Source organism: Pontibacter sp. CAU 1760, assembly GCF_054482735.1.
In genome coordinates this window covers 1-11,814 of sequence record NZ_JBTLRL010000015.1, presented here as the reverse complement: position 1 = coordinate 11,814, position 11,814 = coordinate 1, and the positions used below count along the sequence as shown (strand labels likewise).

12 protein-coding genes are annotated in these 11,814 nt (G+C 47.3%); 9 read left to right on the top strand and 3 right to left on the bottom strand.

Annotated features, from left to right (window positions below; translation table 11 throughout):
- Nucleotides 1–36 precede the first annotated feature (36 nt).
- The 3 genes from ACXYMU_RS17615 to glmM all read right to left on the bottom strand — a co-directional run bounded on the left by ACXYMU_RS17615 (nucleotide 37) and on the right by glmM (nucleotide 3,375).
- A complete protein-coding gene (locus ACXYMU_RS17615) occupies nucleotides 37–618 on the bottom strand; it encodes an LOG family protein (RefSeq protein WP_458987741.1) in 582 nt (193 codons plus the stop codon).
- Between the two features lie 76 nt (nucleotides 619–694).
- A complete protein-coding gene (locus ACXYMU_RS17610; protein ID WP_458987740.1) occupies nucleotides 695–1,834 on the bottom strand; it encodes a cysteine desulfurase family protein in 1,140 nt (379 codons plus the stop codon).
- A 149-nt stretch (nucleotides 1,835–1,983) separates the two neighbouring features.
- Complete coding sequence (gene glmM, locus ACXYMU_RS17605) at nucleotides 1,984–3,375, bottom strand: phosphoglucosamine mutase (RefSeq protein WP_458987739.1); 1,392 nt, start codon at nucleotides 3,373–3,375, stop codon at nucleotides 1,984–1,986.
- A 165-nt stretch (nucleotides 3,376–3,540) separates the two neighbouring features.
- On the opposite strand from glmM, the gene mazG reads away from it, so the two are divergent.
- The 9 genes from mazG (at nucleotide 3,541) to ACXYMU_RS17560 (ending at nucleotide 11,600) form a co-directional block, all read left to right on the top strand.
- Nucleotides 3,541–4,353, top strand: a complete 813-nt coding sequence (gene mazG / locus ACXYMU_RS17600) for a nucleoside triphosphate pyrophosphohydrolase (protein WP_458987738.1) — start codon at nucleotides 3,541–3,543, stop codon at nucleotides 4,351–4,353.
- 517 nt (nucleotides 4,354–4,870) lie between these two features.
- The gene (locus ACXYMU_RS17595; protein ID WP_458987737.1) at nucleotides 4,871–5,737 is read left to right on the top strand and encodes a MotA/TolQ/ExbB proton channel family protein; all 867 of its coding nucleotides are present in this window, start codon (nucleotides 4,871–4,873) and stop codon (nucleotides 5,735–5,737) included.
- Nucleotides 5,738–5,758: 21 nt separating this feature from the next.
- The gene (locus ACXYMU_RS17590) at nucleotides 5,759–6,364 is read left to right on the top strand and encodes an ExbD/TolR family protein (RefSeq protein WP_458987736.1); all 606 of its coding nucleotides are present in this window, start codon (nucleotides 5,759–5,761) and stop codon (nucleotides 6,362–6,364) included.
- 21 nt (nucleotides 6,365–6,385) lie between these two features.
- The gene (locus ACXYMU_RS17585; RefSeq protein WP_458987735.1) at nucleotides 6,386–6,913 is read left to right on the top strand and encodes an ExbD/TolR family protein; all 528 of its coding nucleotides are present in this window, start codon (nucleotides 6,386–6,388) and stop codon (nucleotides 6,911–6,913) included.
- A 2-nt stretch (nucleotides 6,914–6,915) separates the two neighbouring features.
- Nucleotides 6,916–7,743, top strand: coding sequence for an energy transducer TonB (locus ACXYMU_RS17580; RefSeq protein WP_458987734.1), 828 nt, complete (start codon nucleotides 6,916–6,918; stop codon nucleotides 7,741–7,743).
- A 196-nt stretch (nucleotides 7,744–7,939) separates the two neighbouring features.
- Complete coding sequence (locus tag ACXYMU_RS17575; protein ID WP_458987733.1) at nucleotides 7,940–8,506, top strand: ISL3 family transposase; 567 nt, start codon at nucleotides 7,940–7,942, stop codon at nucleotides 8,504–8,506.
- A gap of 211 nt (nucleotides 8,507–8,717) precedes the next feature.
- Nucleotides 8,718–8,978, top strand: coding sequence for a hypothetical protein (locus ACXYMU_RS17570; protein ID WP_458987732.1), 261 nt, complete (start codon nucleotides 8,718–8,720; stop codon nucleotides 8,976–8,978).
- Entirely contained in the window at nucleotides 8,968–9,912 is a 945-nt protein-coding gene (locus ACXYMU_RS17565) for a PstS family phosphate ABC transporter substrate-binding protein (RefSeq protein WP_458987731.1), read from the top strand. Before ACXYMU_RS17570 ends, ACXYMU_RS17565 begins: the two co-directional genes overlap by 11 nt.
- Nucleotides 9,913–9,962: 50 nt before the next feature.
- On the top strand, nucleotides 9,963–11,600 hold the full coding sequence (locus ACXYMU_RS17560; RefSeq protein WP_458987730.1) for a tetratricopeptide repeat protein: 1,638 nt from the start codon (nucleotides 9,963–9,965) through the stop codon (nucleotides 11,598–11,600).
- Nucleotides 11,601–11,814: the final 214 nt, after the last annotated feature.

Below are 11,814 nucleotides of genomic sequence, written 5' to 3'. Positions count from 1 at the left end.
AGCCGTTCTCCAACAATTTAACCGTGCAGCAATTTATTAAATACGCTTAAAATCCACCCAGTAATCAGAAGTGGCATCCGCATGAGTAGCCAGCTTATCAAGTAACTTTGCAGCATTATCGTCCACAACCAAGTTATCCCGGAATGCCGGTTTGATGAAACCCTCGGCCACACTGTGGTCAATCATCTCCAGAAACTTATCGTAGTAACCGTTCACATTAAAGAATGCCACGGGCTTTCGGATAATGCCTAGCTGGTTCCACGTGATAATCTCGTTTACTTCGTCTAGCGTACCGAAACCACCCGGCATTGCCACAAAAGCCTCTGACTCGGCGGCCATCAAGGCTTTGCGCTCGTGCATAGTTTGCACAACGTATAGCTTTGTCAGCCCGGTATGCGCCACTTCCCTGTCTACCAGGCTCTGCGGAATCACACCGATGGCCTCACCACCTCTTGCCAGCACCGCATCTGCGATAGTGCCCATTAGCCCCACATTACCGCCCCCGTACACCAACCCGATCCCGCGTGTGGCCATCTCGTTGCCTAATGCTCTGGCAGTCTCGCTGTAGGTTGTTCCGTGCCCGGAATTAGCGCCGCAGAATACGCCAATATTTTTCATCGTCTTGTCAATAGCATTAAAAAGGATTGGCTCCAGCATTTCTGCTGCAGCCCATGTATGAGTTTGATTTATACCACTAAACGGGCTCTTTCCGGTATAGCTTTGCCAATGTCTCTGCGGCGAAGTCAATTTCCTCCGGCGTGTTATACTTGCTGAAGGAAAAGCGCACAGAGCCACGCTCCGGGTCGCAGTTGAGGGCACGCAGCACATGCGAACCCGTGTTAGCCCCGCTACTGCAGGCACTGCCACCGGAAACCGAAATTTTGTTGATGTCCAGGCTAAAGAGCAACATCTCATTGATGTCAGAAGCAGGAAGGCTCACGTTCAACACCGTGTACAGGCTCTTGCCACTGTTCGCTGACATGCCGTTGAAGCTCACATCCTCCATCTGCTCTTGCAGTTTGTGGATCATACGGTCCTTCAGGCTTTGGATATGGCGCTGATGCTCCTCCATGTCGCGGTAGGCAATTTCCAGTGCTTTGGCCAGGCCGATGATGCCGTACACGTTCTCGGTACCGCCACGCATGTTGCGCTCCTGTGCCCCACCCTGTATCAGCGGCTTGATTTTTATACCGGCATCGGCATACAGGAAACCAACCCCCTTCGGCCCGTGCAGCTTGTGCGCTGAACCCACAATGAAGTTAGCACCCAGCGCCTGCAGATCGTGCTTGTAGTGGCCCATTGTCTGCACCGTATCCGAATGGAAAATAGCGTTATGCGCTTTGCAGATACGCCCAATCTCCTCCACATCGTTCAGGTTACCAACCTCATTGTTGGCGTGCATCACCGACACCAGCGTTTGTGGCTGACTGGTCAAAAGCTCTTCTAAGTGCGCCAGGTCCAGGTTGCCGTGCACATCGTGGCGCAGATAGCTTACCTGCACGCCCTCATTCGCCAGCATATCCATGGTATGCAGTACCGCATGGTGCTCCAGTCGGCTGGTAATGGCATGTTTTATACCCAAAGAACGACAAGTGCATACCAAAGCCGTATTGTCTGCTTCTGTGCCACCCGAGGTAAAGAAAATTTCGGCAGGAGACGTATTCAGCAGCGTTGCCACCGTACGTCTGGCCTTCTCGATCGCTGCCCTTACCTCGCGGCCATGCGAGTGAATGGAAGAAGGATTGCCATAATGCTCCAGCATAAAAGGGGCCATGGCATCAAATACTTCTTTATCGAGTGGCGTAGTGGCGGCATTATCTAAATAAACACGCATATGAGTAAGCTTAATGTAGCGTTTCAGTTCTTTTGTTAGATGAACTATAGAAGTATAAAAAAAAGTTGCGCCCGGGGCAGACGTTACCTGTCGCTGCCTGGCGCAACTTTTATTGCTTAGAGAATAAGGTATGGCAACAACACATCCGGTTACGCTTTCACAGAGATCACCTCTTTTATGTCGGCAATGATTTTATTTGCCAGATGCTCTGCCGTGGCATTGCTGTCTGACTCGGCGTAAATACGAATGATTGGCTCGGTGTTGGACTTGCGCAGGTGCACCCACTCTTTCCCGAATTCGATCTTCACCCCATCAATCGTGTTAACAGGCTGCTTGGCATAACGCTCCTGCATCTGCTTCAGCACATTGTCCACATCCACATCAGGCGTGAGTTCTATCTTGTTTTTCGAGATATAGTAGTTTGGGTATGATGCTCGCAGGCGTGTCATGCTGCTGCCTGATTTTGCCAGGTGCGACAGGAACAGCGCTATACCCACCAGGGCATCGCGACCATAGTGCAACTCGGGGTATATAATGCCGCCATTGCCCTCGCCACCGATCACGGCGTTTTGGGCTTTCATCATGTTCACCACGTTCACCTCCCCAACCGCAGCGGCATAATACTCGCCTCCGGCTTTCTCGGTCACGTCACGCAGCGCACGCGTAGACGACAAGTTAGACACAGTATTGCCTTTCTGGTGCTTTAACACGTAATCGGCCACCGCCACCAGGGTATACTCTTCGCCGAACATGCTGCCGTCTTCGTTTACCAACGCCAGGCGGTCCACATCCGGGTCCACCACAATGCCCAGGTCAAACTTGCCTTTCTCCATCACCCGGGCTATTTCGCGCAGGTTCTCTGGCAAAGGCTCCGGGTTGTGAGCGAAGTTTCCATCCGGCTCGCAGTATAGCTTTTCTACTTTCTTCACGCCGAGCGCCTCCAGCAGCATCGGCACTGCAAAACCACCACTCGAGTTCACGGCATCCACCACCACACTGAAGTTCTTTGCATTGATAGCCTCTACATCGACTAATGGAAGCGCCAGGATGGCCTTGATATGTTTCTTGAGTGCCGTGTCTGTCTGTTTATACTTACCCAGGTCGTTCACCTGCGCGAACTCAAAGCTTTCCTGCTCCGCAATATCCAACACCAGCTTGCCCTCTTCATCAGAGATAAACTCCCCTTTCTGGTTAAGCAGCTTCAGGGCGTTCCACTGCTTAGGGTTATGGCTTGCTGTCAGGATAATGCCACCGCCTGCCTTTTTAGCCGGAACCACCATTTCCACGGTAGGCGTAGTGGAGAGCCCCACATCTATTACATGGATGCCAAGCCCCTGCAAGGTGGCGCATACAAGTTTGTTCACCATCTCGCCAGAAAGGCGCGCGTCACGGCCAACTATAATAGTGTTGATACCGGTTGTTTGCAGCACCCACGTGCCAAATGCGGCAGAAAACTTAACGATGTCTACGGGCGTGAGACCGGCGCCTGCCTGTCCTCCAATGGTGCCGCGTATACCTGAAATTGATTTTATTAGAGCCACTCTTTAAGATTTTTGCTTACGCAAAAGTAACAATTCTGCTCTACAATTAGAATTCCGCCTCTCAATACTTTGAAAGCGCCACCAGATTGAGCCAGGCACCAAATTAAATGTAGAATAGACGCCTGAATTGAAAGCCTCTGCGCATTTATTCATATATTTGATGTTATGAACACGATAAGCTTCGACGACAGCCCACGTGGCAAGCAACTTCAGGCCTTTAACCGACTGCTGGACGTGATGGATGATTTGCGCGAAAAGTGCCCCTGGGACCGCAAACAAACGCTTGAGAGCTTACGTCACCTCACGATAGAAGAGACTTACGAACTTTCGGATGCGATTCTAAAGGCCGACATGCCTGAGATCAAAAAGGAACTAGGCGATGTAATGCTGCACCTGGTTTTCTACGCCAAGATTGCCTCGGAGCAGAAAGCATTTGACTTGGCGGATGTATTGAATGCGCAATGCGACAAGCTCATCTTCCGACATCCGCATATATACGGAGACACTAAAGCCGACACAGAGGAGGAGGTAAAGCAGAACTGGGAGAAGCTCAAGCTAAAGGAAGGCAACAAATCTGTACTGGGCGGTGTCCCTAGTTCCCTGCCTGCGTTGGTAAAGGCAATGCGTATTCAGGAAAAGGCGCGCGGGGCAGGCTTCGACTGGGACGACAAAACGCAGGTATGGCAGAAAGTACAAGAAGAGTTAAGGGAGTTCGAGGCTGAGTTTAATATTGCCGGGAATGCTCAAATCGATCAGGAGAGGGCAAATGCAGAATTTGGCGACTTACTTTTCTCGCTTATCAATTTCGCACGCTTTATTGGAATAAACCCTGAAGAGGCTTTGGAACGTACAAACATCAAATTTATATACCGTTTTCAGTATATAGAAACCGAAGCCGCCAAAGACGGGAAGCAATTACAGGACATGACCCTTGCAGAGATGGACTTTTATTGGAATAAGGCAAAAAGCGAGCACTAGGTCGTACATTTCAAAACATTTATTATTAAGTTTAACCCGAATTTCTAAAAACCAGCAGGAGAGCGGAAGGAGGGTCAGCTATATTAATCAGGGAAGTGATTACTTAATTATGCAACCTTTTTGGGAGTAGGCATTGTTGAACCACAAAAGTATTCAGCTACTAGCCAGCGACTTACCTCTTACACCAGACTAATCTAGCTATAGTATGGGTGCTGATCAGGAGAAAGAGCATAGTTGCATTAATGTTAAGACTTCAATATATTGAGCCCGCTATTATGTTTTTTTGTCCCTAAGGCAAGGGAGCATTAGGAATTTTAAAAGAGAAAAGCTTAATTTAGAGAGCTAAAGCATCAATCGTTAACCCTTTTTCAAAATTTAGCGATCGATATAGTTTGAAAATTTGAGAAAAAGCAGAAATTGCGAATTCAACAAAGAACTAATTACAAAAGAATTACATTTTACATTTACTAAAACAATTATTACAACACAAACAGCTAAACTTTAAACTTTTAAAAAAATGGAAAAAAAGACTGCAGTAGTAAGCAAGAATGCTGATGTAGAAAAAAAGGCCAGCCCAGTAGGGAGTGTATTTGCGAGCATTGTGATTCCGCTTGCTATTATAGCTTGTGTGCTTATCTATATGTATGTACTAGGTAATCCTGGAAACTTCGAAGGCAATGATCCAAACAGCCATCCACTTCCAGGCAACTACCTTGGTATCGTATACAAAGGTGGATGGGTAGTACCAGTGTTGATGTCGCTTGTATTGATGGTGTTCATCTTCTCTATCGAGCGTGCCCTGACAATCAGCAAAGCAAAAGGAAACAAGAGTGTAGCTGGATTTGTAAGAACTATTTCTGCTAAACTGAACCAGCGTGATATCAACGGCGCTATTGCTGCCTGCGATGCTCAGAAAGGTTCTGTTGCCAACGTGGTAAAATCAGGATTGCTGAAGTACAAGGAAATGCTGAACGAGCCTGAGTTGTTGAAGGCTGAGAAAGTAGCTGCGATTCAGAAAGAGATCGAAGAGTCTACTTCACTCGAACTGCCAATGCTTGAGAAAAACCTGGTAATCATCTCTACCATCGCTTCCATCTCTACACTGGTAGGTTTGATCGGTACGGTACTTGGTATGATTAAGGCATTTGCGGCCCTTGCACAAGGTGGTGCTCCGGATGCGGTAGGTCTTGCAAACGGTATCTCCGAGGCCTTGATCAACACGGCACTTGGTATTACAGGTTCTGCCCTGGCGATCGTTGCTTACAACTACTTCACAAGCAAAATCGATGAGCTTACGTACAGCATTGATGAGGCAGGTTTCAGCATCATCTCTACATTCGCAGCTCAGCACGACACTGCTCCTGTGAAAACTCAAACTGTATAGTTAACCGCTTAACCAGATACAATGCCTAAAGTAAAAGTAAAAAGAACTAAGCCTTCGTTGGACATGACGCCAATGGTGGACCTTGCCTTCTTGCTGGTTACTTTCTTTATGCTAACAACAAAGTTTGCTCCTGAAGAGTCGGTGGTGGTAGATACCCCCTCTTCTGTTTCGGAGATAAAACTGCCTGAAACCAACGTGATCACCATTACAGTCGATAACAACGACCGGGTGTTTTTCGGAGTGGATGGTCAGCAAACAAAGGAAGCACTTCTGAGCAAAATGGCAGGCAAGTATGGCATCAGCTTCAACGAAGAAGAATCAAGAACATTCTCGCTGTTAACGAACTTTGGCGTACCGGTAAACCAACTGAAAGGGTACCTTTCTATGGAGCCAAACGCACGTAAGGACGTAAAGCAGCCAGGTATTCCGATCGATTCTACTTCTAACGAATTAGGTGACTGGGTACTGCAGACACGTTTGACGAACCCGCAGGTAGTAATCGCTATCAAAGGTGACAACGACGTAAGCTACGCAACTATCCAGCGTGTAATCGAGATCCTTCAGGAGAAGAAAGTAAACAGGTTTAACCTGATTACGGACATGGAAGCCAAGCCAAGTATTAACTAATCAGAAAGGAGAAAAGATACAATGGCAGAAATACAAGAAAAAGCTGACTCCGGTAAAGGGGGGAAGAAAAGAGCCAAAAAGATGTCTGTTCACCTGGACATGACACCGATGGTTGACTTAGCTTTCCTTCTGCTGACGTTCTTCATGCTTACCACTACGTTCAGCAAGCCACAGACCATGGAGATTAACATGCCTGTGAAGCCTGAGAACGAAGAGGAGCAGATCGCGCTGAAAGCGAGTAATGCGATGACCATTATCCTTGGCGAAGATGACAGACTGTTTTATTACTATGGCTTGGGAGATCCTGCGGAAAACCCAGAGCTGTTAGAGACAGACTACTCAGCCAACGGCATCCGAAAAGTGTTGTTATCACCAAAAGTGAAATCAAACGAGAAGATGACGGTGATGATTAAGCCAATGGAAAAGTCGCGCTACAAGAACGTTGTAGACATCTTGGATGAATTGAAAATCACGGATACTAAAAAGTTTGCCCTTGTTGAAATTGCAGACAACGACAAACAGTTAGTAGAACCCAAATTAGCAGAATAAATATGGACAGTAACTTAGCAGCTAAAGCATCGCTTGATGACATCGTCTTTGAAGGACGGAACAAAGCATACGGTGCCTACCTACTTCGCAGACTGTATAACAACCATATTACAAAAGCGGCTATCATTGCCACAGCATTATTTCTTCTGTTTGTCAGCATCCCGCTGATTGCCAGAATGCTGGAAGGTGAAGAAGAAGTGATTGTAGAGGATCGTGTTATTACAGAAGTAGACCTGGCTCCGCCACCACCAATTGATGAGGCTACGCCGCCACCACCGCCACCGCCGCCACCAGATCTTCCACCACCGCCGCCACCCGTGCAGGCTACTGTAAAGTATACTCCACCAGTGGTAAAGCGTGACAACGAGGTGAGAGAAGAAGAAGAGATTCCGGACGTAGAAGTACTAAAGGAAGTTGAGGCAGGTGTAAAAACAGTGGAAGGCGACAAAAACGCCCCACCTGATTTGAGTGGTCTTGACGGAACAAGTAAAGTTGTAGCAGAAGTAGTTGAGGAGAAGCCTTATACTTACGTAGAGCAGATGCCGTCTTTCCCAGGTGGTGAGACAGAAATGCTTAAGTATTTAGGTAAAAACATCCGCTACCCTGCCGCAGCACAGCGTGCCGGTATTGAAGGTATCGTTGTACTTTCGTTCGTGGTAAGCAAAACTGGTGAGATATCTGAAATCCAGGTGATCAAATCACTTGGAGGAGGTACTGACGAAGAAGCTATGCGCGTTGTGAAAACAATGCCAAAGTGGACTCCAGGTAAGCAGAACGGTAGAGCAGTACCAGTTCGCTATACGCTCCCGGTTCGTTACACAATCAAGTAACAAAACTCGCAGGAGAAACAAGAAGCCCAGTCAGCAATGACTGGGCTTTTTTTATACCCACAGCCTCCAATACCTTATATCGGATCAAACCGAAAACTTGTGGGGCAGTGAGAAAAAGAGCAGCTTTGCGTGCGTATAATTCACCACACACGCTTTTCCCTTGCAAGATCCTTACCACACTCTTATCAGCTGTCTCTTGCCAGAAGGTATTCTGGCGTACTTCGACTTAACAAATGTCCTGCAGGGTCCGACAGGCCTGCAGCTGCAGTTGGAGGAGAAGAACATCCTCCCCGAAGCCTACCATGGGCAGCGTTATGAGGCGGAAGTACTATCTAACGGGGACACGTTAAAGCAGCTGCTGGCCCGCAGCCGTTACCTGCTCTTCAAGCACCGAAGCAGATGGAGCGCCTCCCAAAAGGAAAGAGCCGATATGCTCTTGGACAGGTATCCGCTGCTGGGCAGGGCCTATGACCTGGCCATGGAGCTGGGCCAGGTCTTTACCCATTGCAAAAGCAAGCAGCAGGCATTCAAGCGCCTGGCCATCTGGTACAATGAAGTGGAAGCCTCCGGGATAGACTCCTTTCGCACGGTGGCCCGGTCGGTACAGAATCATTATGAGCACATCCTCAATTTCTTCAATAACCGCAGCACTAATGCCTCGGCCGAATCCTTCAATGCAAAGGTAAAAGCCTTCAGAGCCACTTTCAGGGGAGTCAGAGACACAACGTTTTTCCTCTTCCGACTAGCAAGCATCTATGCCTGAGAAGAGCTATCCCACAACTATTCCGCTTGATCCCTTATATCCAGAAAAAATATAGAATCCGTGTCAGCAAGTAAAGGCAAACTCGTATATAAGCAACAAATATGAAGATGCCTATAAAAAGAAAGCAGTTTTTGTATTACCGCTTTCTTTTTATAGGCATAAGGTTTATTTTTAAGGGTTAAACATTTAAGGAAGCTATAGCAACGACCATATGCTAAACCGTGACAGACAGGATGAAAAATCCCAGGCAACATTTATGAGCAAGTTTGCCCGCATATTTGGCTTACTGATGACGCTGATTTATGTGGCATTGGGTTTGTTCATCATGTTTGCCGGAGAAAGCTTGCGCCTTAGCGTGGGGAAAGAGGTTCGCTACATGTTAGGCGGCATTTTGATCTTGTATGGCGTGGTGCGCTTTATAAGAGTATACAAGACTAGTTCACGCGGAAACAGACATAAATATGAAGACTAAAGCACAAGGATTATTGGTAGTCGCAGGCTTGGCGCTGCTATATGCCTGTAATGGCAACTCCGAATCTACACTCAGCACCCCAACCTCGGGCGAAGTGAATATCAGCGTCGATGAGTCTTTTCAGCCGATCATAAAATCGCAGGTCGACACATTTGAGGGTATATATGACCGTGCTGACGTGCATGACACTTACAAGTCGGAGGGTGAAGTTGTAAAAGACCTGGTAAACGACAGTACCCGCACCATCATCATATCAAGGGAGTTAACCGCAGATGAGGTAGCCGGGATAGAGAAAAACCAACGTATACCTCGCGCTACCAAAATAGCGATAGATGCTGTGGCACTGATAACGAATCCGAACAACCCGGATACGCTCCTTACGGTGGCCCAGTTGAAAAGCATTTTTAACGGGGAAACGAAAAGCTGGAAGGATTTAAACAAAGACACGAAGCAGGGAGACATTACCATTGTATTCGATAACAATAACTCCAGCACCGCCCGTTACGTAAGAGATTCGCTGATAACAACCGGCAAGCTACCCGCCAACACCTTTGCAGCCAAGTCGCACGAAGCCCTGATTGATTATGTGGCAAAGAATGAGAATTCGTTGGGAGTGATTGGGGTAAATTGGATCAGTGACTTCAACGATTCTACGGTGGTTGGTTTTCTGGAAAGGGTGAATGTGATGGGCATCAGCAGCGAGGAAAACCCGGTGACTACTGAAAGCTATTATCAACCTTACCAGGCCTACATTGCACAACAGGCATACCCCCTGCGTCGCTTTGTGTATGTGATCAGCACAGAGGGCCGGGCAGGACTTGGCACAGGATTTGCATCTTTTGTAGGCGGAGATCAAGGGCAGCGGATATTCCTGAAATCAGGATTAGTGCCTGCCACAATGCCAGTGAGGGTAATTGGCCTGAACAACAGATAACTGGTGTACGCATCATTAATAAACTTGTAAACAACTAAACTTTAATACAGATGACTAATAAATGGAAGTATATTGCTTTGATGGCAGCTGCCTTTCCTGCTACTGCAGCCTTCGCACAAACAGGAGATGCTGGTAGAAGAGCAGTCGACTTGGAGCGTTTTGAAGAAGCCAAATCAATTTACAAAAAGCAGCTTGGAGATAGAAAAAAGGGTGACGAAGCATATTTTGCTCTAGGTAACATATACCTGAATACGCAAAAGCTTGATTCGGCAGCTTATTACTTTAACCAGGGCATTGCGCAGAATAAGAAGTCTGCCATCAACTACGTTGGCTTAGGTAAAATAGCTCTGGAGAATGGCAACCAGGCACAGGCAAATGAGCATTTTGAGAAAGCTCTTAAGCTAAGCAAGTCAAAAGATCCATTTGTATTGACAATGCTGGCAGAAGCTTATTTGAACCAAGGTGAGCAGGGCACTGCTAAGGCAATTGAATATACGAAGAAAGCGGTAGAGCGCGACAACAAAAACCCTGTTACTTACCTCGTAATGGGTGATGCTTACCTGAAGCAAAAGAACGGTGGTGAGGCAATGACTGCTTACGACCGTGCTATTCAGTTGGACGAGCAATACGCCAAGGCCTACCTGAGAAGAGGCCAGCTGTTCACAAGTTCCCGTAACTACAACGAAGCAGAGGAGGCCTTTAAAAAGGCAATCGAGATCAACCCGAACTTCGCTCCTGCTTACCGCGATTTAGGGGAGTTATATTACTTTGCAGGCCAGTATGACAGAGCATTGTCTACGTTCCAGAAGTATGTGGACATGGCAGAAGATACGCCAGAGACCCGTGCGAAGTATGCCTCTTTCCTGTTCCTGACCAAGAATTACGAGCAGTCGTTACAGGAGACGGAGAAAGTATTGCAGACGCAGCCGGACAACATGACCATGAACCGATTGAGAGCTTATTCTCATCTGGAGTTGGGTCATCCGGATAAAGCACTGCAGGCTATTGAGACATACATGCAGAAGGCTGACACAAGCAAGCTAATTGCAGAGGACTACGAGTACTATGGCCGTATTCTGAACAAGAACAAGCAGCCTGCCAAGGCCATCCAGAACATGGAGAAGTCGCTTGAGATGAATCCTGAGAACGTAGAACTGTATGCTGACTTGGCTAATGCTTATGCCCAGAACAACCAGTATGACAAAGCGATTGAAGTTTACGAACGCAAGCGCACGGATGTAGAGCCAAGCAATGCTGATTACTACTACATGGGTAACATCTATATGATGGCTGGTGAAGAGAAAGCTGCTGCGAATGACAGAAAGGCCGCTAACGAATTCTTCAAGAAAGCTGACGAAACCTATGGGAAAGTAACGGCTTCTAATCCTGAATATGCTTATGGCCACCTTTGGAGAGCGCGTGCACAGGCAAGCCAGGACCCTGAAACAGAGCAAGGACTTGCAAAGCCTTACTATGAGGAGTTCATTAAGGTAACTGGTGCAGATAAAGAGAAGTATAAGCGTGACCTGATTGAGGCTAACTCATACCTTGGTTACTACTACTACCTGAAAGGTGAGCGTCAGAATGCGTTGAAGCACTGGCAGGAAGTTAAGACCCTCGACCCGGCTAACCCTCAGGCAGAAGCCGCTTTGACAGAGATCAACAAATCAGCTAAGAAGAAGAAATAGCCTTAGTTGAGGTATAAAAGGTAAAAATCCTGCCCGTCTAAGACGGGCAGGATTTTTTATGTGGAGGCTGTAAAATAAACTGTGTCAAAGAATTAGGAGTATTACCTTTAACACAGTTGACATGGAAGAGAAAAACGAGCTGGATCTGGAAAAGATCAAGCGCCAGTTCCTGGAAGAGTTTAGGAGCGGCAAACCCACCTTTGGCAAAGACGGC

Bases quoted from the DNA above. Each gene is read 5' to 3' on its own strand.
- ACXYMU_RS17615 (WP_458987741.1), bottom strand. From the start codon at position 618: ATGAAAAATATTGGCGTATTCTGCGGCGCTAATTCCGGGCACGGAACA.
- ACXYMU_RS17610 (WP_458987740.1), bottom strand. From the start codon at position 1,834: ATGCGTGTTTATTTAGATAATGCCGCCACTACGCCACTCGATAAAGAA.
- mazG (WP_458987738.1), top strand. From the start codon at position 3,541: ATGAACACGATAAGCTTCGACGACAGCCCACGTGGCAAGCAACTTCAG.
- ACXYMU_RS17595 (WP_458987737.1), top strand. From the start codon at position 4,871: ATGGAAAAAAAGACTGCAGTAGTAAGCAAGAATGCTGATGTAGAAAAA.
- ACXYMU_RS17590 (WP_458987736.1), top strand. From the start codon at position 5,759: ATGCCTAAAGTAAAAGTAAAAAGAACTAAGCCTTCGTTGGACATGACG.
- ACXYMU_RS17585 (WP_458987735.1), top strand. From the start codon at position 6,386: ATGGCAGAAATACAAGAAAAAGCTGACTCCGGTAAAGGGGGGAAGAAA.
- ACXYMU_RS17580 (WP_458987734.1), top strand. From the start codon at position 6,916: ATGGACAGTAACTTAGCAGCTAAAGCATCGCTTGATGACATCGTCTTT.
- ACXYMU_RS17570 (WP_458987732.1), top strand. From the start codon at position 8,718: ATGCTAAACCGTGACAGACAGGATGAAAAATCCCAGGCAACATTTATG.
- ACXYMU_RS17565 (WP_458987731.1), top strand. From the start codon at position 8,968: ATGAAGACTAAAGCACAAGGATTATTGGTAGTCGCAGGCTTGGCGCTG.
- ACXYMU_RS17560 (WP_458987730.1), top strand. From the start codon at position 9,963: ATGACTAATAAATGGAAGTATATTGCTTTGATGGCAGCTGCCTTTCCT.